Below are 20,948 nucleotides of genomic sequence, written 5' to 3'. Positions count from 1 at the left end.
AAAATTGGGGAGGAACAGGGGGAAAATAGAGAGGCGAACCTTTCACCCAAGGCTCCCTCTACGTTGTCAATTGTCAATTGTCAATTGTCAATTATTAAACCGTTCTTTTATAGGCTTCGTCGAGAACTTCTGAAAGCGTTGGATGGGTGTGAACGTTAAAGGCAAGACTTTGGACGGGCTGACGGGATGCGATCGCGTTTGCTGCTTCTTGAATCAGATCCGAAGCGTGCAAACCCATGATATGAACCCCCAATAATTCCCCCGTATCTTGACGATAAATAACCTTCGCCAATCCCTCCGTTTCACCTTCGGCTAAGGCTTTAGAATTGCCCTTGAAGTAAGTTTTCGCCGTCTTAACCTCAAAACCTTCGTTTTGCCCTAACTCGCGCGCGGCTGGCTCGGTAAGCCCCACGTAGGCAATCTCCGGATGGGTGAAAGCAGCAGCGGGAATGCTGCGATAATCGATTTCTTTTTCCCGCCCGCACATATTTTCCACTGCGACAACGCCTTGAGCGGAAGCTGCATGAGCGAGCATCATTTTGCCCGTTGCATCGCCGATCGCCCACAGATGGGGGACGGGTTTCCCATCGATCAATACTTGCATTTTATCGTTAACGGCGATGAAGCCCCGGCGATCGGTTTCCAGCCCCACAGTTTCGAGTCCTAAATCCTTAGTGGCGGGGATGCGTCCGGTTGCAACCAAACAAGCATCGACTTCCAGCACCTCTATCGTTTCTTTCGTTTTCATATCCGCCAGTTCGATGACGACGGGCGAACCGGGTGTAATTTTTTTAGCGAGCGTACCCGTATAAGTTTCGATATCGCGCGGCGAAATTAAGATTCGTTCTGCCATTTTCGCAATTTCTGGGTCGAATCCCGGCATTAAAACATCGAGCGCTTCAATAACAGTGATTTCTGCGCCCAGCGCCGAGTAAACATCGGAAAATTCCAATCCGATGTAACCGCTGCCGATAATGGCAATCCAATCGGGAACGCTATCGAGGCGTACCGCATCGTCGCTGGTGAAAACGGTTTTGCCGTCGAGTTCGATTCCGGGGGGAACGAAAGGAATTGAACCCGTAGAGAGGATAATTTCGCGAGCGGTAATTGTTTTTTCGCCGCTGTCGGTGCGAACTGAAACTTTTTGCGCGCCAGCAATTTTACCCCAGCCGCGAATCGTTTCCACGCCCAAGCGTTTGAGACTATTGGTAAGATCGCCGCGAATTTTTTCGACTAAATTGGTAGCATGGTTGGAGATGGCGGCGCGATCGTAACTGACTCCATCGACGCGAACGCCCATTGCATTGAGATGCTTGCGATCGCTCAATTCTCGTACTCTTCCCGAAGCAGCAAGGAGTGCTTTTGAGGGAATGCAGCCTCGATTGACGCAGGTTCCGCCCATATCTCCCGCTTCAATAATCGCCGTTTTCAGCCCGCATTTGACTGCGTGCAGCGCCGCACCGTGTCCCCCAACACCTGCCCCAACAATCGCTAAGTCGTAATCAAAATCCATTGTTTGTTCGTCGTCTCTACAGTACTGTTTTGTGTTGTCCCGTGTGGCGGGAACGATTCAGCTATCCATTATCTCAAACTTGGGACTGAGGCGTTAAGCACCGGAGGGAGGTAGGAGTCTTTTACCTCCTCCTTGTGGCAGTGGCTAAAGCGTTCGGGCAATTTCCCGGATATTTTGCTTTTTGGGTTGAGTTAGGATCTAAGAAGTCTACGGGAAGGACGGAACTGCGATCGCTGGATTTCGTTTGGCTCGAGAACCTTCAATCTCTGGTAAGAGGCAAAATGCAACGCTGTTCGCTGACAATAGGCTTATTATGAACGATCGCTCCTTAGATACTCGCCATGCTGCCAAAGAAGCATTTGAAGATTCTCTCGAACAGTTGAAGTCTTTGTTTGAAGTGTTGGACGCTGAGGAAACAGCCGCAAGCAGCGAACCCGTAGAAGAAGATGAGCTAACCTGGGATGATGTGGCGCGGGATTTGGATTTACATTTTCAATCTCAGCCGCCACGGAAGGAGTAGTCTTTTTTCCCGATCGGAAGAACAGAATTTTACCGCTGTCGATCGCGCCCCATCTCCGGGAAAGGTAAATTGAAGCGATGCGGAAAATTCCCGTATTTAGCGATCGCGCCGATTGAGAATAATAATACCCCAGCCAGCAGCAGCGCCATCGTCCAAGGCTGCTTTGTAGCGCGCACTGAAGGCTTAGTAACGGCGGGTTCCGGGCGCTCTTTCGGCGTGCTGAAGGTATCCCAAAAAGAAGGCTGTTCGGAGGCAATGCGATCGATCTGTCGTAAAATAATCGCAGTATTGTGGGGGCGATCGCTCGTTTGCGGAGCCATCATCTTATCGATTAAAGCAATCAGAGCGGGCGAATAACCTTCAGCGCGCGATTGCCAAAGCAATTTTCCCGTCGTCGCTTCTTCGGAAAACTCGCTCGGCGGACTGCCCGTAAGGAGATAAACAAAGGTACGTCCCAAAGCAAAAAAATCGGATTGGGGAACGCTTTTTCCTTGCGCTTGCTCTTGCGGTGCGTAACCGGGAGAAGGAGAAATCGGTTCGTCGCTGCTGTCGATTCCGGAAAGCAGCGAGCGTCGAGCAAAGGCTAAATAGGCGATCGCGACTTCTTTAACGCTGGCAAAATTAACTAGAACGAGCGTCCCATCCGCGCGCAGGAGAATATTCGCCGGTTGAATATCTCGGTGGAAATACAGATTTTGGTGCAAGCGATGAAGCGTTTCTGCCAGTTGCTTTAACCAGTCGAGGGCAACTGTCGGAGAAATTGGCTGACAATTCTGGTGTTGAAACCATTCCTCCAAAGAAATTCCGGCGATTTTTTCCATCATCAATCCGTGCAATTGTTCCTCGCTATTCGGGGGAGAGAGCGAAAGGTAAGCATCGGGTTCGACTTTGGGAACCCCCGGATGTTCGATGCGCGCCAGAACTTTGGCTTGTTGTTGCAGCAGGGCGATGGCGCGGGGATGTTCTAGGGAAAGGATTTGCAACACTCGTTGCTGTCCCGTGGCGCTTTCGAGCGCATAAAGCTTGCTAAAGTCGTTTTCTTGTAGGAGGCGCGTCGCCCGAAATCCGTTACCGAATTCTAGGGGATAATTGCAGTGCAAACAGCGATCGCGTCTGGCATTCAGCGGATCGTCAGCGTGGGAACAATTCGGATTCACGCACAACTTCATAGCAGATCGAAGGGGGCGCAAGGCAACTTCTCCAAAAGTTTTCACTCTTTCTACTATGCCATTTTTAGCAGCAAGATTGGGGAGTTAAACTGCCCCACAAACAAGGGGATGAGGTTTATCCCGGCAAACCTTATCAAAGCAGGGACGTTGTACCAACATCCCTACCGTTCGATATCCCAATACCCCTTAACCCGAAACGACGGGATGGAAGAAAAAGGCAAAACTCAAAACCATATAAGTTGCTAGCAGTAAACCGCCTTCGAGCCAATTCGACTTGCCATCGGCACAAATCGAGTTAACAATCAGTACCGACACGGCAACGGAAACCAATTCAAAGGGATTGAAATCTAAATCCATCGGCTGTCCGATTAACCAACCGGCAATCACTAACACGGGCGCGACAAATAGCGCGATTTGCATACTCGAACCGACAGCAACGGATACCGATAAATCCATTTTATTTTTGATCGCGACGGTAACGGCGGTTGCGTGTTCGGCGGCGTTACCGATAATCGGCAGTAAAATTACCCCCGTGAAAAGCGCGGGCAATCCCAAACTTTCCGTCGCGGCTTCAAATGCTTCCACCAGCAGTTCGGATTCGATCGCAACGCCTAGGGTAACGGCTAAGAGAACGCCCGTCCACAAGGCAATATTGGGTTTTGCCGATTCGGATGTCTCTTCATCCACTTCTAAATCCGCAACGCCAACATCGAAAAGATAAGCGTGGGTTTTCATGGAAAAAAGCAGCGTCAAACCGTAGACAATAATCAGAATGACCGCTACTGCAACGGAAAGTCTTTGGATGGTTTGTTCGCCAATGCCACTGGAGGTATATTCGACAGCGGTGGGAACTAAAAGCGAGATGACGGCGAGGTTCATCAGCGAACTATTCGTCAGGGCGACGGTGGGTTGGAAGGTTTGCTCTTTGAATCGCAATCCGCCCAATAGCATCGAAAATCCCAGTACCAGCAAAAGGTTACTGATAATCGAGCCGGTAATGGTTGCTTTCACTACGCCAATCAGACCGCTTTTAAGGGCGATAAAGGCTAAAATCAATTCTGTCGCGTTGCCGAAGGTGGCATTGAGGAGTCCGCCGAGGTTCGGCCCGACGACGATCGCAATTTCTTCGGTTGCTGTCCCCATGAACGCAGCTAAGGGGATAATCGCTAATCCGGCAGTGACGAAGACGATGGTTTCTTCCCAATGGAGAAAGTGAGCGGCGATCGAAATAGGGATGAACAGGAGCATCCCGAGAAAGATTTTGTTCATAAGCTGTCGTGATACGGGTTTCCTTGGTAGGTCGCGATCGACACAGCTTACAGCATAAGCGCTCTGGTCTAGAAGGAGCAATGTCTTGCGCTGCGATCGCTCTGAATGTTCGGACTCACGACAATTGCAGCCCTCCAAGGGAGCGATTAAAACTAACTCCCAGCAGAAATCGCGCGAATTTCCACTTCTAAATCCGAGCCAACGCTGAGAATGCTCCCTTCGGGACAGGTTTTCCAATCGCCAGGAAAAAGCCTTTCTGAGGCTAGGATAACCGCATTGGGGAATAAAGGATCGTCGCGCAGCCAGTAGAGAGGGGGTGGCACGTCGTAGGTGCTGTGGCGCGAAGCAATGAGACGATTGCCGGTCGCGATGATGAGGTTGGCGGCAACGCGGACTTGCCAGGTGCTAGCGAGCGCTTGGATTTGCGCGATCGCGTTTTCTAAGGCAGATTCTACGGCTAAATCGGGGGCTTTATACAGTTCGTTGAGGATCAGCGCGCACAGATGTTCTGAGTCTGTCGAACCCTCAATCCACTGATAAATCTCATCTTCAAGCAGATTGCACAGGGGGCGGTACAGGGTTTTACGAAACTTTTCGATTAAACCATTGTGAATGAAGGAAAGGCGATCGCGCACAAAAGGCTGACAATTACTCAAATCCACCGCTAAACCCGCCGTTGCGCTGCGGACATACCCTAAAATACAGTCCGATTCCACATAACGGCTCAACTGTGGCAAGTTAATATCGTTCCAAATCGGCTGAGTGCTTTTATAAGTGTAGGGATTTTCGACTTTTTCGGGATGATACCAACTCACGCCAAACCCGTCGGCATTGAGAATCGCTTCCTGCATTTCCTGGGGCTTATAGCTTTGAACGATGAGAGAATGTTCGGGTTTGTAGAGAATGCGATCGAGTTGAATGGAGGGACCAAGATAAGCTAAGAGACGACACATTGGTAATTGATAATTGATAATGGATAATTGATAACGGATAAGACCCAGATTAATGTGAAGTTGCATTGAATGAAAAGTAGGGTGTGTTAGCGAAGCGTAACGCCCCGTTATCCTGAAAATTTATGAGAGTTAATTCTAGGCAAAGTCATCTTAAATTGGTATCAGCCAACTACTTGGGACTTATCTTGCACATCGAGATGCTTTAGTAAAGTTATAAACGATCGGTTATAACTGACATTTCGCTAATCCTAAAAATCGAACTCCTAGCGGTGAAATTTCAAAACGATAAGGTAAAACTTCAACCCCTTTCGCTACGGCTTCCCGTAAGAGTTGCCCGTAACGAGGATCGGCAGCATCTCCCGGCGCAAAAATCGGGCAATCACCGCGATTAATAAAGTATAACATCACTGCTTCTGCCTCGGGCAAAACTTTCATTAAACCTTCCAGGTGTTTTTGCCCCCTCGTCGTTACGGTATCGGGAAATAAAACCGTTTCTCCTTGCGCCCAAGTCGTACTTTTAACCTCTAAATAAATCGGTGGTTTATCTCCTTCGCTACTCAAGAGAAAATCCATTCGACTCTTCTTATCTTCTCCGAGAGGAGCTTCGGGACGAATTTGAGTATATCTGCCGGAAAGTTCGGGTAAAATTTGCTGTTCTAACGCTAATTTTATGACGCGATTGGGAAGTGATGTATTTGTGCCAACCCAAGTTTTATCGAGTTGAATCATTTCCCAGGTGTAAGGCAGTTTGCGCTTAGGATTATCGCTCTTAGAAACTTGTACTAAGTTTCCCGGTTGATAAATTCCAATCATTGGCCCAGTGTTAGGGCAGTGCGCGGTAATAATTTCGCCCGATGTTAATTCAATATCGGCAAAAAATCGTTTATAACGCTTTAGTAAAATGCCGGCTTCTAGAGGCGGATAGCAGTAGATAAAAGGAGAGTTCATACCAATTAAAAATTAAAAATTAAGAAACCTAGATATATTAGGGGTTTCACCCTCAAGATGTGTCGTCCGAACTCGGAGAATTGGTATCGCGAGGAAAAAGAAGGGGAGTAATTGAGCGAGGAAGAATGACAGGTCAAATCAAAAAGAACAAATGCCTAGAAACCCGATATTTTGCAGACTAGGTAGCGCCTGCCCGCCGGAAGTCAGCATCCTTCCAGAATGAAAGGTAAGTTGGTTAAGCGCTAAAGGTTTCGCGTCTGTACGCGCGATCGCGAGTATACTCTCCAAGGCGGTACAGCGGACGAACCGAGCAGAAAATCATGGGAGCGATTCGAGCGGTGAGTGGAATATCGAGCGAAAGTGTTAGAGAATAAGGATAAAGGTTAACGTTTGTTAAAATCCGAGGTAGGAATTCGTCGCGTTGAGCGCTTTACTTGCAGTCCCCAGAATTTCTGTCGCATTACCGCGTCTATCCCCTCCAAGAGATAACATTTAGTTTCTCACTCAATACCGTCCAGACAATTTATCAATATCGTCCCTCATGGCTACCGAAACCCTCACCCTTCTTTCCGCTCGGGAAATCTCTAAAATGCGCGACGCAGGACGTTTAGCCGCAGAACTGCTCGATTACCTTGCGCCTAAAGTCAAACCTGGAGTCAGCACCCAAGAGTTAAACGACGTAGCAGAAAGCTGGACGCAAAAGCGCGGGGCAAAAAGCGCCCCTCTCGGTTACAACGGGTTTCCTAAGTCAATTTGTACTAGCGTCAATGAAGTAATTTGTCACGGCATCCCCAATTCTCGACAAATCCTCAAAGAGGGGGACATTATCAACATTGACGTTACGCCCATTGTTGATGGCTATCACGGCGACACCTCGCGCACGTTCTTCGTCGGAACGCCCTCGCCTTTAGCCCAGCAATTGGTAGAGGTGACTGAAGAATGTCTGCGGCGCGGGATTGCCGCCGTTAATCCCGGCGGGCGTATTGGCGATATTGGTGCGGCGATTCAGGAGTATGCGGAGTCTTTTGGGTTTTCCGTCGTGCGCGATTTCGTCGGACATGGGGTGAATACAACCTTCCACACCGCCCCACAAATTCCGCATTACGGAACGCGGGATAAAGGAAAACGCCTGCGTAAAGGGATGGTTTTCACAATCGAACCGATGATTAATGAGGGAACTTGGGAAGCGGTAATTCTCGATGATGGTTGGACGGCTGTAACGAAAGATGGGAAATTATCGGCGCAATTCGAGCATACGGTAGCTGTTACCGATGAAGGCGTGGAGATTCTGACGCTGCGCGATTGAGAGGAGAGCTATTCAGCAAGAATGCCTCTGTGAGAAGATGGAGAAATAATTGTAAAGTGTCGGACACAGACCGCAGGAATTATGGCTAGTATCGAATTTTCTCGAGGAATCGTTGAAGAAATCGTCCCCGATGTGAGAGTAACTCGCTCTCGCAACGGCAAGGGCGGAACTGCTACGTTCCGCTTCGACGACCCCAATGTTCTGAAAAAGGATAGAACTGATGAAGTGACGGGGATGTATTTAATTGACAATGAAGGCGAAATTGTTACGCGGGAGGTGAAAGGAATTTTTGTTAACGGTCAGCCCCGCGCTCTCGAGGCAGTTCATATTATGAGAAGCGAAGAAGAATGGGAACGCTTTTTACGCTTCATGCAAGCCTATGCTGAAGAGAAAGGGTTAGGGTTCACGGGTTCGGAACCCCAAGCGGAGTAATCACTTTCTTTGGCCAGTAATAGGGGCGGACAGGATTTCGCCCCCTACAGGAATTTAATGGGGTTTTTCTGGCTTGCGATTGTTATCCTTCAGTAAAAGAGGGGCAATCTTTCTGAGAGGATTGACAAGCAAAAAGGGCATGGCGTTAATGTTTATTTCGATAGGATAATAGACTTTAAAATCTTAGGTTTAAAGTTTCGCGATCGCAAATTGCAATTTATAGCCATAGACACATCGGTGAGGACAATCCGAGCAGTCGAAAACCGGGCGAATGCCATTTGCCCCTAGCAAAATTTGTCATCACTGCCTTGGCGATCGCTATAAAACGTAAAGATAACGTGCAGTTTCGATTCGGTCGTTCGCAATCCGTAAGATTGCAACTTTTTTTAGGAAACCGAGTCAGGGGCAATGTAGAGAAAATACAGAGACGCGATCGGAGACCGAGCCGATGAAACCTGCCAAAACTCTTTACCTAAGCTTAGCAGCCATCTCTTTTGGCTCTCTAGTATTTTGCAACCCCATAGGGCGCGCTGTTTTTGCATCTTCGAGCGATTCAACCTCAAATACTCAATCCCTTGGCGCTAACCTTACTGCTGCCGATCTTTGCCTTGCAGAAGCCAAACGCCACAAAATTAATCGCGCGGTCGTAGGAGTAGATTACAGTACAACCCGAGGCTTTGTCGAAATCGATACGGCGGATGATGTCTTCATTTGTCGTACCGTTGGGGGACGAGTGGTTCGTTTTTCTCGCGATCGCTAGCGGCGTAAATTCCGAGGATCCAAAGCATCGCGCAGCCCGTCGCCCAAAACGTTAAACGCTAAAACCGAGAGAATAATCAGCAGTGCGGGCGGCCAAATCAACCAAGGTTGCAAGACCAAAATCGAAGCATTTGTCGCGATTGACAGCAAATTTCCCCAGGAGGGATCGGGTTCGGAAATTCCCAAACCGATCAAACTCAACACCGATTCGGCAACGATAAAGCCCGGTACGGCAAGCGTTGCCGAAATAATAATATAGGTCGCTGTTTGCGGCAGGACGTGGCGCACGACGATATAAAGGGGATTAGCGCCAATCGATCGCGCCGCATCGACAAACTCCCGTTCCTTAATCGATAGCACTTGACCGCGAATCACGCGCGCTAAACCCGCCCAACTCACAAACGAAGTAATCGTCACGATTAACAAAAATCGCTGCGTGCTGGTCAATCCCGGCGGTAAGACAGCAGCAAGTGCCACTAATAGGTAAATCGTCGGAATCGTCATCAGCACTTCCACAAAGCGCATCAGCACTGCATCCGTCCAGCCGCCAAAATAACCGGAAATTCCCCCGACTAACATTCCCAGCGGGAAGGAAATCGCGATCCCCACCAAACCGATACTCAGACTGATACGTCCGCCGAATACCAAGCGACTGAAGAGATCGCGCCCCTGTTCGTCCATTCCTAAGAGGTTAATTCTCCCGTCGCCCACCGCCCCAAAGAGATGGCGATCGCACGGAATTCCCGGAAATACGGTTATTTCCTCAAACCTAGGCCCTAACGGCCAACTCAGCTTCAATAATTGATAGGGCGCGCCCTTGACAAACAAGCGCAGGGGCGAGGGTTTGGAGAAATCGACGGTTAGGACGCGATCGCCGGTTTCCAGTTGTGTTGGCCCTTGCGTCGTCGGATAGACGTGCGGGCCGAGAAATTCCCCCGTTTTTTGGTTTTTCCAATAAATCCGAGTTGGTGGCAATAGGGAACCGCCTTCGAGAGTGGCGTAGCGATCGTCAGCAGGATTGGCCGGATCGTCGTAAGCGGGATAAGGCGCGACAAAATCGGCCGCTAACACCGCTAAATAAAGGACGAGTAGGACGATCGCGCCAAAACGAGCTAACGGATTCTTTTTTAAGTTTCGCCACCAGTTCATTGTCTGTCGGGGTTGAAGGTCGAGATAGGGAAAGGCAGGCTTTTAGGGACTTAATTCTCGCGATCGGGGTTCCAGTAATTAAATAGAACGCGGGGAAGGCGGGTTTTGATTTCTAGATCGCTCTCATAACAATAGTTTCAGCCAAACCCGCCCCTACAAGTCTTGTTGACTTTTTTAAGAACTCGGCGTTAGTTCAGAGTTAAATTCATTCACCGTGCGTCGCTTCAATTCTTTTGACTCGGTACGCGGCACTAAATTAAACACTTCTCGCAAGACATCATCCATTTTCTCGTAAGGGACTTGTCCTTTCTCATCAAACACAACTTTCCCTTTAGCGTCGAATATTACAGTCTGCGGCACGAAGCCCTTGTAGTAATATCCCACTTCGTTGGGCTGGAACTGCGCTTTTACCGGCATGGTATCAATTGCGATGGGAATAATGCTGGCGGCGCGTCCGTAAAAGTCTTGCAAGCGAGAAACGACGATGGAATATTGCTTGCAATCGCTGCTATCGTCGGCGTAGAACGCGACAACGGCGGGTTTGTGCGCCGCAAGCGATTCAGCGAGGCTGACTTTTGAGGGGACGAGGGAACCGTTACCCGCATAAATCATGTAAATATTTCCATCGTAGCGATCGTCGGTTAAGGTGGCGAAAGCGGGCGGAACGAAGAACGAAAGGCTTATCAGTCCTGCGAATAGGAGGGCAAGCCAAGGGCGTTTATATGAGGATTGCCAGTATTTTTTTAAGTTAAACCAGTGCATGAATCTCGAATTTTTAACGGTTCGGTGCCGCGTGGTGTCTCTATCGGTCTCTATCTAATGTACATGGAGATGGCGCTTCGGCTTCGCTCTGGGGATGTGGTGAGGGGGGTGTGAATTATGAATTATGAATTATGAATGCTGAAAGGAAGAGGGGGATAAATTATGAATGCTGAATGCTGAATTATGAATTACAAATAATGACTCAATTTTGCCTTCAGAGATTATAATCTACGATTAATCGGAGATTTCTCGCGCTTGCTTCTCTTTATTCGATTTATCGTGGAATGTTATATATCTCTGAAACCCGTATTCTGTCGTCGAATCCACCGGCCGCCTCTCCCTGTAACGGTTTGAAAGGGGTCAAGCTACTGCTTATTGAGAAATAATATCGATTATTCGGCTCCGATTTGCTATCCCAGGAAAAAGTGCTGTAGAATCAAGTCAGCGTAAGGGTTTTAGAAGGTAGCCTGTTTCCTTCGGGGAAAAGCGAATGAATGGAAACCCCAATAGAGGACGTAGCCAATACGCCCTTATTTTTTTAAACTGAAACTTCTCTGCACGTCCTTTGTAGGACTTTGGCGAGTAAGACTAAGAACGGTATCAGTTCGCTCGTTCGGATCTGCTCAACGAGTGGTGTGATGTAACGAAAAAAGACTAGACCTCAACAGAGCAATTAACGGATCCGAACGTTGTCCATTGTCCATTGTCCATTATTAACGTTGTCAATTATCCATTGTCAATTATCAATTATCCTCGCCGCCCTCCTCGATTACCTCATCGGCGATCCCTGGGGATGGCCGCATCCGGTGCGCGCAATGGGTTATGCGATCGCGCGGGTTTCCGATTTCATCCTGCGCCAACGTTGGAACCCCCAACAGCAACGCTTTGCCGGAGTTATTTTGGGGGTGGGGATTATCGGCGGCAGTGGGTTGGTTGCATGGCTCGCAATCTTGGCAGCAAAGGCAATACATCCTATTGTTGGGGTAGGAGTTAGCGCGATCGCGCTAGCGAGTTGTTTCGCCGGACGCAGTTTGCGCGATGCGGCTTTCGATGTTTTACAACCCTTGGAGAGTGGCGATTTAGAAAGCGCCCGCCTCCGACTAAGTTTATATGTCGGCCGCGACACCGAGCATTTATCGGAAGCAGAAATCCTGCGCGCCGTGCTGGAAACCGTCGCAGAAAATGCGGTTGATGGCGTAACCGCTCCCCTTTTTTATGCGATTATCGGAATGCTGGTTCCTGGCGTGGGAAGCGTGCCGTTAGCGATCGCGTATAAAGCCGCTAGCACCCTCGATTCGATGGTGGGGTACAAAAAAGACCCTTATACTCATTTAGGCTGGTTTAGCGCCCGATTTGAAGATTATTTGACCTGGTGGCCTTGTCGGTTTACGGTCGCCGCGATCGCGTTACTTTCTGGCAAGCCCGGGCGAGTTTGGCAATTGTGCCGTCGGGATGCAAACCAAGACCCCAGCCCGAATTCCGGTTGGAGTGAGTGCGCTTATGCTGCTGCTTTGGGCGTACAATTGGGCGGCAGGAATGTTTATGGGGGCGTGGTGAAGGATAAGCCACTTTTAGGAAACCGCGATCGCGCCATTTCCCCTCAAGTTATTAAGGACGCATTGAAGTTAACGCGCCATTGCTTTTTGCTGGGTTTAGCGATCGGCTCGCTCTTAATACTAAATTGATTGTGAAACTGCATACAATCAAAAGTAGGGTGTGTTAGCGAAGCGTAACGCACCATTATCTTAGCCAAAGATTGAGGGAAGTCAATTCTGTGCAACGTCATATTCAACTGGTATAACTTGTAATTCGTAGTCTCTCATCCCCTTTCTAGGCATTCAAAAGTCTAGCGTTACTTGAAATGTGAATGTACATTTCTAAACACACGAAAGCCTTGACTGGTGGGCGCTGCCCACCCTACCTAATCCCCGTTATCAATTATCCATTTCCCATTATCAATTATTAACCGGATGTTGACCGTAAAACGGTATAGCTTCCGACCAATGAGGGCGCAAACCAGCTTCCCAATCCCGTAGTGCTAAATCAAGGATGCTAGTAACAGTATCGCCTAAGTCTTCTGACGCTTCAATGAGGCGATATTCTCCTAAAGCGTTCAACTTTTCTTGCCAAGTATCGAGCTTAGTTGCAGTATCGGGTAAAAGCGTTTTTAAGCGCTCTTTTTCTTTTTGATAAATTCCAACAAAAATTTGTTCGCGACGGGCGGGAAGTTGTACGGCAAGGGGAGTGGAAACATCGGACGAGTTCAACTCAGCAACGGCGGCGAGGTTAGAAATTGCGAAGAGGGGAATTTCGAGTTGTTGGGCGAGGGTGCGCGCGGCAACGACACCAATGCGCGTGCTGGTGAAGCTACCGGGGCCTTTGGCAACGGCAATAAATTTGAAATCGTGCCAAGTTTTTGGTTTGACAAATTCAATTAAATGTGTATGCAGTTGTTGGGAAAGGTCTCGCCCCAAATCCCAGGTTTGACTGCGGGTAGCACCACCAAAATCGGCGATCGCGAGTCCGAGTTGCGCGCCGGTTGCATGGATAGCTAAGGCAGACGACTGAGAAGAAGAGGCAAACATTGTGAATTATGAATTATGAGTGATGAATGATGAATGGGGGAATTATGAATGATGAGTGATGAATTACGAACTACGAACTACGAATTACGAATTACGAATTACGAATTACGAACTACGAACTACGAACTACGAATTACGAACTACGAATTACGAACTACGAACTACGAACTACGAATTACGAACTACGAATTACGAACTACGAACTACGAATTACGAACTACGAATTAATTAAAATTCCCACATGACGGGATTGCTATCGAGGGAATCGGTGACAGTACGCCCGATCGCGTCGATTGCTTGCAACTCTTCGGCGGATAGTTCAACTTCAGCCGCTTTAACATTAGCGAGGGCTTGTTCGGCATTCCTTGCGCCCACGATCGCGTTAGCTTGGGGTTGGGTGATAAGCCATGCAAGGGCGAGTTGGGCGAGGGTACAGCCTTTCCGTTCTGCGATCGGCTGCAATTGCGCTAATGCAGCTTGTACCCGTTCGTAGTTCTCCGGTTTAAACAGCTTATTTTTGGCGCGATGATCCCCTTCAGCAAATTGGGGATTCGGCCCGAACTTCCCTGCAAGGATGCCTTGGGCGAGGGAAGAATAAGCGAGGATAGAAATATTTTGTTCGATGCAGTAGGGCATAGTATCCGCTTCCACCTGCCGCCAGAAGAGGGAGTAGGGCGGTTGCAGGCTATCAATGCGCCCGTATTGCATGGCTTCTTCGAGTTGGGCGCGAGAAAAGTTGGATACGCCGATCGCGCGGATTTTCCCTTGTTCCTTGAGATGATTGAGGGCGCGCATCGTTTCTTCAATCGGGACGATTTCGCTTTGCCAGGTTCCCGATGGCCAATGAATTTGGTAAAGATCGAGGTAGTCAGTTTCGAGATTTGTTAAGGATCGATCGCACGCTTCCAAAACTTGCTCGTATTTGAGATGATTGGCAAACACTTTAGTGGCGTAGACGACGCGATCGCGGATATCTGCAACGGCTTTGGCGATCGTGCGTTCTGAATGCCCGCTCCCGTACACTTCTGCGGTATCGATTGTCGTCATTCCTGCTTCGACAGCAGCACGTATCGCCTTAATGACTTCCTCATCCTCAATCCCCGCCCACATTGCCTTCCCAGCTTGCCAGGTTCCTACTATCAGGGGTGTAATTTGAACTGATGAGTTTCCGAGTTGTCGCGTTTCCATTTCTGAGTTCCTAACTTAGCTTCTCTTAACTGTAGTTAGAATGAGCGCGATTTTGCAGTGATACGGGAAAGATTAAACCCTTCCGCAATAGATCTTAAATTTTGATGACTTCGATGCGTCCTTTGATTGCGCCTCTCAGCAAGCGGTTTATTGCGCGCTGTTCTTCTTCGCTTAAAGTTTCGTCGAGTAGGGCTGCCATAATGCCGTAACGATCGCCTAACGTCAAAACTTGGGTTTCAGAGACAGAGGCAAAGAGTTCGGAAATGGCACCGGGAATAAGTTGGACTGGGCTAGACATGGCGTTCACCTCGCTTTCTATGTTTCTATTATTCGTGTTTTATCGGAGAACCGATGTGACTTATCTGCTGGAGGATCTGTGAATTTTATCCCATTGCCGGGGGGAGTTGCAGCACCGCAAGTCGGAGATCTGTCCGTGTTTTTAATGCGATCGCGATCGCAGCTTGGGGGATAATAATGCCGATTCGCGCGATCGCCGAATCAATTTCAGGTGAATCCCACCGTCGCTCAATAATCAGAATCGCAAAAAAACCAAAGTTTTTATAAAAATAAATTATTTTTGCGAGGGAAGCGAAATGCGCCCGACCTCAGTCTGAGTCAACTATCCCTCACCGATCTCCCTTCGCTGCAACCCCCTCGAGAAAGCATCGGAAAATACAAAAAACTTTACACTTCGGGTTAGAATATCAAGTTATTAACAAACCCCTTCAATACAGATTTAGCAACTGATGTCAACCCTATTAAGCGCACGTCCTTTAATAAACTCCGATCGTCAAAGTACCTCTAATGGCGGACGCTTGTCAGCCCGAGGTGCTTCTGTTGCGCCGACTTTAGAAAACCCCAATCTGACTAAACTGATGCAATCCTACCAAGCCGACCAGCAATTAAAATATCTTCACCTCCAAGCCGAGGTAGAAGTCTTGCTTCAGCAACTCCAAACTTTAAAGCAACGGCGTTTGGCTGAGACTCCGAGCCAAACCGAGCGTTAAGCCAAACAATATATTTAACCCGAGTTAGGACGTTCGCTAAACGTTAAAGCGTCCTAACTTCAATGTGAAACTCATCCGCGATCGAGATTCTCGATTGTTAGTTCTTTACAAAAAATGATTGTCATTGGCGGCGGTATTATTGGCTTGTCCGTTGCAATCGAATTGCGATTGCGCGGAGTCTCTGTCACTGTACTCAGCCACGATGCGAGAGAGGCTGCGGGTTTTGTAGCGGCGGGAATGATTGCCCCCCAAGCCGAACGCATCCCGCCTAGTCCGATGCTAGAGTTGTGTCTTCGCAGTCGCGCGATGTACGCGGACTGGATCCGGAAATTAGAAGCAATAGCGGGGTTGGATGCGGGATACTGGCCCTGCGGCATCTTAGCGCCCGTTTACGCCCCAGTGGAGGGAATCGCAGTCGAGAATTCTATTAACCAATGGTGCGATCGCGAAACGATTCGGCAACTGCAACCCGGTTTGGGCGATGATGTTATTGGAGGATGGTGGTATCCGCAGGATGCCCAAGTCGATAACCGCCGTGCTTTGATGCAGTGCTTGCAGGTTGCAGCGCGAGAACTCGGCGTTGAGGTTATCGAGGGCGTGACGGTGGAAGAAATCGAGCGCGACGCAAAGCGAGTCAGAGTTTTAAAAACTAGCCACGGCGAGATGACGAGCGATCGCTATATTCTTGCAGCCGGAGCGCGATCGGGTCAATTTTTCTCGCTACCGGTTTATCCGATTAAAGGACAAATGCTCTCCCTGCGCGTTCCTCCTAGCGCTCGAGACTTACCCCTGCAACGAGTTTTATTCGGCGAAGAAATTTATATTGTTCCCCGACGCGACGGTTTGATTGTTTTGGGTGCAACAGTAGAAGATGTTGGCTTTACCCCAGGGACAACCCCCGAAGGAAAAGCGACGTTACTCGAGAATGCAATCCGTTTGTTTCCGATTCTTCGGGATTTTCCGGTCGAAGAGTCTTGGTGGGGCTACCGTCCTGCTACACCCGACGAAAACCCAATTTTAGGAGACAGTCCTTACTCGAATTTAACCCTAGCTACGGGTCACTATCGCAATGGAATTTTACTCGCTCCCGTCACAGCGACTTTAATCGCCGATGCCGTTTTAGAGGAAAGATACGATCCCCTATTCGAGCATTTTTGTTGGGATCGGTTTTTGAATCAGTAGCGATAAGTGAAGTGCCAGCAGTGAAGAGTTTGAAATTAGATAGCGATCGCATTAAAGAAGAAGCCCGACGCTTAGACTTTCATTTAGTCGGAATTACCGCCGCAGAACCGACACCCAGCGATCGCTTAAAAAGTTGGTTGGCCCTCGGTTATCATGCAGATATGGCTTGGATGGACAACCCCAAACGCTTGGATATTCAGGCTTGTTGGCCCCAGGCGCGTTCTTTGGTTTGCGTCGCACTCAACTATTACACTCCTCACCAACGCCCCAACAGCCCCGACATTGCTAAAATTTCCCGTTATGCCTGGGGGCGCGATTATCATAAAGTCTTGCACAAAAAGTTAAAAGCCTTAGCTCGGTGGATCGAAAGTCAAGAGGAAGGGATCGAAACGCGCTACTATGCCGATACCGGGCCGGTACAGGATAAAGTTTGGGCAGAACGGGCGGGTTTGGGATGGATTGCTAAAAATGGCAACCTCATTACGCGAGAGTACGGCAGTTGGGTTTTTTTAGGGGAAGTCTTAACCAATTTAGAATTAAGTCCGGATCTGCCTCATAGTCAACATTGCGGGACTTGCACGCGCTGTCTGGAAGCTTGTCCGACACAGGCGATTACTCAGCCTTTTGTTGTCGATGCCAACCGCTGTATTGCTTACCACACCATCGAAAATCGTGCCGATACCCTTCCGGACGCGATCGCTTCCCACCTGGAAAATTGGGTTGCAGGATGCGACATTTGTCAAGACGTTTGTCCTTGGAATCAACGTTTTGCTCGCGAGACAGATGTTCCAGAGTTTCAACCTTACCCGGAAAATCTCGCGCCCGCGATCGCCGAACTCGCTGAAATTTCCGATGAAGAATGGGATCGGCGCTTCACCGCTTCCGCTTTGCGACGGATCAAACCGAAGATGCTGAGACGAAACGCTTATGCTAATCTTAAAGCACAACAGAGCGCTCCCACTTCTTAGCGATTTATATTTCAATGACTGTACAGTTAATTGTTTTCGATTTTGACGGTACAATTGCTGATACTCATAGTGCTTTTGTGAACATTGTCAATCGTTTATCGAGGCAATTTGGCTATCAACCGATTGGTGAAGCTGAAGTCGCTAGAATGCGACATTTAAGCTCCAGAGAGATTGTGAATGAAGCGCGAGTACCGCTCTGGAAACTTCCGTTTTTACTTCGGAAGGTGACAACGGAATTAGGTACTGAGATCGCGAATGTCCTTCCGATTCAAGGCATTGATTTGGCCTTAATCGACCTCAAAAAATATGGGTATCGATTGGGGATTTTAACTTCAAATTCAAAAAAAAATGTTCTATTTTTTCTTGAAAAGAATAATCTAACCGATTTGTTTGATTTTATTGATTCTGGGACTGGGATTTTTCAAAAAGATAAAGCCATAAAGGCCGTCTTAAAGCGGCATAACTTAAAAGCTCACCAATTTGTCTATGTTGGCGACGAAACCAGGGATATAGAGGCAGCAAAAAAAATAAATGTCCCAGTTGTTGCGGTCAGTTGGGGATTTAATTCCCCAGAGGTATTAGCTAAATATCAGCCCAGTTTTTTAGTTAGCACTCCCCAAGAGTTGGTCGCCGCGCTCGCAACACTCCGCTCGCAGTGAACGAGCTTATCATTTGTCAGCCCTCTATAGTACAATTGGGTGACATTAAACATTAAAAAATAGTTCAGAGTAGGTTTAAGCGATTTTGAACGGTAGCCCTATCGCGTGCCTAGAAAAATCGCTTTAAAAGTAACTATGAGTCTTCATATCCCTGAATCTATAGACTAAAAGCGATCGGGAATGCTTAGAGCTAAAACCTATCTGAATCAGTCACTCTGGCACTTTTGACTCGCGATCGCACAGCAAACCAGCGATCTAGATCGCTAGATATTGTGCCACTAACGCTCGATATGAAACAACCGTATATGTTAAACCTAAAGCCATAGAAATCGATTTTCTTCCTATGAAGATATCTTTCTTTGGTTGTTTCCCTTACTTTTAGGTCAACATGGAAAGACCTTATTTAGTGCCAATTGAACCCGCCCTTAGTTCGCCACAAGCGTTGATCTTTATAGATGGCTTCTGCTCCGAACGGCTTTATCGTCAAGACGATCGCACTCAGTGGCGGGAAGCAATTCGGCAAGTCGGTTGGCAGGGTTCTATTTATTATCTTTGGTGGGATGCGTCAGACTCCGAAGTATCGCTGGAGTCTTTTGCGGAGTTGGGGATAGGGGGAATTTCGCACTGGCAAAAGCATAAAAGCTATGCCAAGCGTGTTGGTAAAAGCTTCCTCCCCAAACTAACTTGCGATCTCGAAGAAGAATCTGTTTCTTTCTTAGGATTTGGGCTTGGGGCTTACATTGCTTACTACGCAATGCACGATTGGTATAAGGCCTGCCTAGAACTGCAAAATGTTATTCTTCTAGCAGCGACTATACGGCGCGATCGCACCAAGGAGTGGGGAAAGTCTGCCTCTCGGCTCTCGGGTAAGTTAATCAATGTCTACAATTATGAAGACTTGATCCTCAAACGTTTCTGTCAAATCTTAGATTGGGAGAGCAGTCCTTGCGGCATAAAACCGATTAGCGAAGAACACGCGCAGATTATTAACTTTAACGCGACGGATCTCATGCTAACAGCGAAACATTCCAAGGAAAACTTTATGCTGGCGCTCAAGGAGATTATCGCGCAGCAGCTTTGGGCGTTTTAATCGCTACCGCGCGCGGCAAAACCGCCTTGGGAAATTACCCTTTGCCGCAACCTTTAAATACAGCGGGGCTTTCCTATCCCACAGCTAGTGGAGGGGCAAATTTTTTACGCCCTCCTCGGATTTGCCATCCCCATTGCTTCGGGCAGATAAAATTGGGGGTTGAAATCGCCGAATTCACCTCCAATCGACCTGCCCTAAGCGCCTGTAACTTTGTCCGTCTAGTTTAGTATTTTTCTGATTTTAAACGAGATGCACTTAAACGTCGAAATTAAAGGTCAAGGCTTTCCCATCCTTTGCCTGCACGGGCATCCCGGCTCGAGCCGCACGATGTCTGTTTTTACGGATTCCCTAAGCCAACACTTCCAAACGATCGCGCCAGATTTACGAGGCTATGGAAATAGCCGCTGTCAAGGCGAGTTTGAAATGGAAGATCATCTTGACGATATCGAGCAATTACTCGATCGCCTGCAAATCGATCGCTGCTTGATTCTCGGTTGGTCGTTGGGCGGAATTTTAGCGATCGAACTCGCCCTAAGAGCGGCGCAACGCTACACCGGCTTAATTTTGATCGCGACGGCAGCCCGTCCTTGGAGCGACCATCCGAAAATCAATGCTATCGACTTACTTTACACGGGGATCGCTGGGATCGTAAACTGGATCGTACCGGGCTGGCAGTGGAACATTGACACCTTCGGTCGGCGATCCCTTTTCCGCTACTTGCTCGGGCAGCAAGTCCCCAGTGCTTATCGTTATATCGCTTCTGATGCTGTAACAGCTTACCTGCAAACCTCGAAGTTTGCTCAGCAGGCTTTAGATCGCGCGATGGCGCGAGGTTACAGCCGTATTTCCGATCTCGCTCTTATCCAAAACCCTTGTCTTGTTTTGGCCGGAGAACGAGATCGACACATCAACGTGCAATCCTCTCGGGAGACAGCGCAGCATCTCCCTAACTGCTGTTGGCACAGCTACGCGAACGTAGCGCACCTGTTTCCTTGGGAAATCCCCCAAACTGTCCTTCAAGATATTAAAGGATGGCTTGAAGCGTATCCCGAAGTGGTTGCTCGAACCAGTGCGAATTGGCATTAAAAAGCGTTTCCCTTAGCGGAGTCGGGTTTCCGGCTCTGGCATTAAACCGACGGACGGGGCAGTTGACCGCCGAACGCCGGGACGCGATCGCGGTCAAAAGTCTCCCCCAAGTCATCGGCAATCGTCAGTTCGTCTGGCTTCATGCGACTGACTCTCAGGGATATCCCGCTTGCGCCTTCCTGTTTCAAATCGTCTATATAACCCAAGCTTGCAGTATCTGCCTCGCTCTTTTCTAAAAATGGGCCGAAGTAGTAGGTGCAACGGGGGCTATCCGTAACAATCTCTACCCACCAGGCCAATCCGAAAAATTCCAAAATCTTAATCAGCATTTCCTTCATGGTTGTCCCCAGTATGCAAACGTCAACTTGACACAATCGTGCCTTGCTTTACATTAATTTATATT

General features: G+C 48.5%; 22 protein-coding genes. 11 read left to right on the top strand and 11 right to left on the bottom strand.

What is annotated here, in order from left to right:
* Positions 1-94: 94 nt before the first annotated feature.
* A complete protein-coding gene (lpdA, locus tag H6G50_RS06155) occupies positions 95-1,513 on the bottom strand; it encodes a dihydrolipoyl dehydrogenase (RefSeq protein WP_190714325.1) in 1,419 nt (472 codons plus the stop codon).
* 313 nt (positions 1,514-1,826) lie between these two features.
* On the opposite strand from lpdA, the gene H6G50_RS06150 reads away from it, so the two are divergent.
* On the top strand, positions 1,827-2,033 hold the full coding sequence (locus H6G50_RS06150; protein ID WP_190714323.1) for a hypothetical protein: 207 nt from the start codon (positions 1,827-1,829) through the stop codon (positions 2,031-2,033).
* A 29-nt stretch (positions 2,034-2,062) separates the two neighbouring features.
* On the opposite strand, the gene H6G50_RS06145 is transcribed toward H6G50_RS06150, so the two are convergent.
* From H6G50_RS06145 to sfsA, 4 genes are all read right to left on the bottom strand, one after another.
* Positions 2,063-3,247 (bottom strand): protein kinase, encoded by a 1,185-nt coding sequence (locus H6G50_RS06145; RefSeq protein WP_190714319.1) that lies wholly within the window; start codon positions 3,245-3,247, stop codon positions 2,063-2,065.
* Between the two features lie 141 nt (positions 3,248-3,388).
* Positions 3,389-4,471 carry a calcium/proton exchanger gene (cax, locus tag H6G50_RS06140; protein WP_190714317.1) on the bottom strand — a complete coding sequence of 361 codons (1,083 nt, stop codon included), beginning with the start codon at positions 4,469-4,471 and terminating at the stop codon, positions 3,389-3,391.
* 152 nt (positions 4,472-4,623) lie between these two features.
* Positions 4,624-5,424 (bottom strand): ergothioneine biosynthesis protein EgtC, encoded by an 801-nt coding sequence (egtC, locus tag H6G50_RS06135; protein ID WP_190714314.1) that lies wholly within the window; start codon positions 5,422-5,424, stop codon positions 4,624-4,626.
* A gap of 225 nt (positions 5,425-5,649) precedes the next feature.
* A complete protein-coding gene (gene sfsA, locus H6G50_RS06130; protein WP_190714312.1) occupies positions 5,650-6,372 on the bottom strand; it encodes a DNA/RNA nuclease SfsA in 723 nt (240 codons plus the stop codon).
* Between the two features lie 541 nt (positions 6,373-6,913).
* Between sfsA and map the strand changes: the two genes are divergently transcribed.
* The 3 genes from map to H6G50_RS06115 all read left to right on the top strand — a co-directional run bounded on the left by map (position 6,914) and on the right by H6G50_RS06115 (position 8,870).
* Positions 6,914-7,678: a type I methionyl aminopeptidase gene (gene map / locus H6G50_RS06125; RefSeq protein ID WP_190714310.1), complete on the top strand. Its 765-nt coding sequence runs from the start codon at positions 6,914-6,916 to the stop codon at positions 7,676-7,678.
* 81 nt (positions 7,679-7,759) lie between these two features.
* The gene (gene psb28 / locus H6G50_RS06120) at positions 7,760-8,110 is read left to right on the top strand and encodes a photosystem II reaction center protein Psb28 (protein WP_190714308.1); all 351 of its coding nucleotides are present in this window, start codon (positions 7,760-7,762) and stop codon (positions 8,108-8,110) included.
* 448 nt (positions 8,111-8,558) lie between these two features.
* Positions 8,559-8,870 carry a hypothetical protein gene (locus tag H6G50_RS06115; protein WP_190714306.1) on the top strand — a complete coding sequence of 104 codons (312 nt, stop codon included), beginning with the start codon at positions 8,559-8,561 and terminating at the stop codon, positions 8,868-8,870.
* Here H6G50_RS06115 and H6G50_RS06110 read toward each other — a convergent pair.
* Together H6G50_RS06110 and H6G50_RS06105 are read right to left on the bottom strand one after the other, a co-directional pair.
* Positions 8,867-10,018 (bottom strand): ABC transporter permease, encoded by a 1,152-nt coding sequence (locus H6G50_RS06110; RefSeq protein ID WP_190714305.1) that lies wholly within the window; start codon positions 10,016-10,018, stop codon positions 8,867-8,869. The genes H6G50_RS06115 and H6G50_RS06110 overlap by 4 nt on opposite strands.
* A 174-nt stretch (positions 10,019-10,192) precedes the next feature.
* Positions 10,193-10,780 carry a thylakoid membrane photosystem I accumulation factor gene (locus H6G50_RS06105; protein ID WP_190714303.1) on the bottom strand — a complete coding sequence of 196 codons (588 nt, stop codon included), beginning with the start codon at positions 10,778-10,780 and terminating at the stop codon, positions 10,193-10,195.
* Between the two features lie 719 nt (positions 10,781-11,499).
* Between H6G50_RS06105 and cbiB the strand changes: the two genes are divergently transcribed.
* On the top strand, positions 11,500-12,465 hold the full coding sequence (gene cbiB, locus H6G50_RS06100; RefSeq protein WP_199302732.1) for an adenosylcobinamide-phosphate synthase CbiB: 966 nt from the start codon (positions 11,500-11,502) through the stop codon (positions 12,463-12,465).
* 270 nt (positions 12,466-12,735) lie between these two features.
* On the opposite strand, the gene tsaB is transcribed toward cbiB, so the two are convergent.
* The 3 genes from tsaB to H6G50_RS06085 all read right to left on the bottom strand — a co-directional run bounded on the left by tsaB (position 12,736) and on the right by H6G50_RS06085 (position 14,851).
* Positions 12,736-13,365 carry a tRNA (adenosine(37)-N6)-threonylcarbamoyltransferase complex dimerization subunit type 1 TsaB gene (gene tsaB / locus H6G50_RS06095; RefSeq protein ID WP_190714301.1) on the bottom strand — a complete coding sequence of 210 codons (630 nt, stop codon included), beginning with the start codon at positions 13,363-13,365 and terminating at the stop codon, positions 12,736-12,738.
* Positions 13,366-13,593: 228 nt separating this feature from the next.
* Positions 13,594-14,553 carry an aldo/keto reductase gene (locus H6G50_RS06090; RefSeq protein WP_190714298.1) on the bottom strand — a complete coding sequence of 320 codons (960 nt, stop codon included), beginning with the start codon at positions 14,551-14,553 and terminating at the stop codon, positions 13,594-13,596.
* A gap of 94 nt (positions 14,554-14,647) precedes the next feature.
* A complete protein-coding gene (locus H6G50_RS06085; RefSeq protein ID WP_190714297.1) occupies positions 14,648-14,851 on the bottom strand; it encodes a hypothetical protein in 204 nt (67 codons plus the stop codon).
* A gap of 448 nt (positions 14,852-15,299) precedes the next feature.
* Between H6G50_RS06085 and H6G50_RS06080 the strand changes: the two genes are divergently transcribed.
* The 6 genes from H6G50_RS06080 (at position 15,300) to H6G50_RS06055 (ending at position 20,545) form a co-directional block, all read left to right on the top strand.
* On the top strand, positions 15,300-15,560 hold the full coding sequence (locus H6G50_RS06080; RefSeq protein WP_190714628.1) for a hypothetical protein: 261 nt from the start codon (positions 15,300-15,302) through the stop codon (positions 15,558-15,560).
* Between the two features lie 114 nt (positions 15,561-15,674).
* Positions 15,675-16,742: a glycine oxidase ThiO gene (gene thiO, locus H6G50_RS06075; RefSeq protein WP_190714296.1), complete on the top strand. Its 1,068-nt coding sequence runs from the start codon at positions 15,675-15,677 to the stop codon at positions 16,740-16,742.
* Between the two features lie 20 nt (positions 16,743-16,762).
* A complete protein-coding gene (gene queG / locus H6G50_RS06070) occupies positions 16,763-17,710 on the top strand; it encodes a tRNA epoxyqueuosine(34) reductase QueG (protein ID WP_347239886.1) in 948 nt (315 codons plus the stop codon).
* Between the two features lie 14 nt (positions 17,711-17,724).
* Entirely contained in the window at positions 17,725-18,369 is a 645-nt protein-coding gene (locus tag H6G50_RS06065) for an HAD-IA family hydrolase (RefSeq protein WP_190714295.1), read from the top strand.
* Positions 18,370-18,757: 388 nt separating this feature from the next.
* On the top strand, positions 18,758-19,459 hold the full coding sequence (locus H6G50_RS06060) for a DUF726 domain-containing protein (protein WP_190714294.1): 702 nt from the start codon (positions 18,758-18,760) through the stop codon (positions 19,457-19,459).
* Positions 19,460-19,708: 249 nt separating this feature from the next.
* Positions 19,709-20,545 carry an alpha/beta hydrolase gene (locus H6G50_RS06055; RefSeq protein ID WP_190714293.1) on the top strand — a complete coding sequence of 279 codons (837 nt, stop codon included), beginning with the start codon at positions 19,709-19,711 and terminating at the stop codon, positions 20,543-20,545.
* A 41-nt stretch (positions 20,546-20,586) separates the two neighbouring features.
* Here the strand turns inward: H6G50_RS06055 and H6G50_RS06050 are convergent, their stop codons facing one another.
* Positions 20,587-20,883, bottom strand: a complete 297-nt coding sequence (locus H6G50_RS06050; RefSeq protein ID WP_190714292.1) for a DUF1816 domain-containing protein — start codon at positions 20,881-20,883, stop codon at positions 20,587-20,589.
* Between the last annotated feature and the right edge of the window lie 65 nt (positions 20,884-20,948).

This window comes from Oscillatoria sp. FACHB-1406 (assembly GCF_014698145.1).
Taxonomy (GTDB): domain Bacteria; phylum Cyanobacteriota; class Cyanobacteriia; order Cyanobacteriales; family Spirulinaceae; genus FACHB-1406.
The sequence above is the reverse complement of the archived record's forward strand: the minus strand, read 5'-3'. Positions and strand labels throughout refer to the sequence as shown.

Excerpts from the sequence above, each read along its gene's own strand:
- cax (WP_190714317.1), bottom strand. The coding sequence starts at position 4,471 with ATGAACAAAATCTTTCTCGGGATGCTCCTGTTCATCCCTATTTCGATC.
- tsaB (WP_190714301.1), bottom strand. The coding sequence starts at position 13,365 with ATGTTTGCCTCTTCTTCTCAGTCGTCTGCCTTAGCTATCCATGCAACC.
- thiO (WP_190714296.1), top strand. The coding sequence starts at position 15,675 with ATGATTGTCATTGGCGGCGGTATTATTGGCTTGTCCGTTGCAATCGAA.
- H6G50_RS06065 (WP_190714295.1), top strand. The coding sequence starts at position 17,725 with ATGACTGTACAGTTAATTGTTTTCGATTTTGACGGTACAATTGCTGAT.
- H6G50_RS06115 (WP_190714306.1), top strand. The coding sequence starts at position 8,559 with ATGAAACCTGCCAAAACTCTTTACCTAAGCTTAGCAGCCATCTCTTTT.
- egtC (WP_190714314.1), bottom strand. The coding sequence starts at position 5,424 with ATGTGTCGTCTCTTAGCTTATCTTGGTCCCTCCATTCAACTCGATCGC.
- H6G50_RS06085 (WP_190714297.1), bottom strand. The coding sequence starts at position 14,851 with ATGTCTAGCCCAGTCCAACTTATTCCCGGTGCCATTTCCGAACTCTTT.
- lpdA (WP_190714325.1), bottom strand. The coding sequence starts at position 1,513 with ATGGATTTTGATTACGACTTAGCGATTGTTGGGGCAGGTGTTGGGGGA.
- H6G50_RS06090 (WP_190714298.1), bottom strand. The coding sequence starts at position 14,553 with ATGGAAACGCGACAACTCGGAAACTCATCAGTTCAAATTACACCCCTG.
- map (WP_190714310.1), top strand. The coding sequence starts at position 6,914 with ATGGCTACCGAAACCCTCACCCTTCTTTCCGCTCGGGAAATCTCTAAA.
- H6G50_RS06080 (WP_190714628.1), top strand. The coding sequence starts at position 15,300 with ATGTCAACCCTATTAAGCGCACGTCCTTTAATAAACTCCGATCGTCAA.
- H6G50_RS06110 (WP_190714305.1), bottom strand. The coding sequence starts at position 10,018 with ATGAACTGGTGGCGAAACTTAAAAAAGAATCCGTTAGCTCGTTTTGGC.
- H6G50_RS06050 (WP_190714292.1), bottom strand. The coding sequence starts at position 20,883 with ATGAAGGAAATGCTGATTAAGATTTTGGAATTTTTCGGATTGGCCTGG.
- H6G50_RS06150 (WP_190714323.1), top strand. The coding sequence starts at position 1,827 with ATGAACGATCGCTCCTTAGATACTCGCCATGCTGCCAAAGAAGCATTT.
- sfsA (WP_190714312.1), bottom strand. The coding sequence starts at position 6,372 with ATGAACTCTCCTTTTATCTACTGCTATCCGCCTCTAGAAGCCGGCATT.
- psb28 (WP_190714308.1), top strand. The coding sequence starts at position 7,760 with ATGGCTAGTATCGAATTTTCTCGAGGAATCGTTGAAGAAATCGTCCCC.
- H6G50_RS06060 (WP_190714294.1), top strand. The coding sequence starts at position 18,758 with ATGGAAAGACCTTATTTAGTGCCAATTGAACCCGCCCTTAGTTCGCCA.
- H6G50_RS06055 (WP_190714293.1), top strand. The coding sequence starts at position 19,709 with ATGCACTTAAACGTCGAAATTAAAGGTCAAGGCTTTCCCATCCTTTGC.
- H6G50_RS06105 (WP_190714303.1), bottom strand. The coding sequence starts at position 10,780 with ATGCACTGGTTTAACTTAAAAAAATACTGGCAATCCTCATATAAACGC.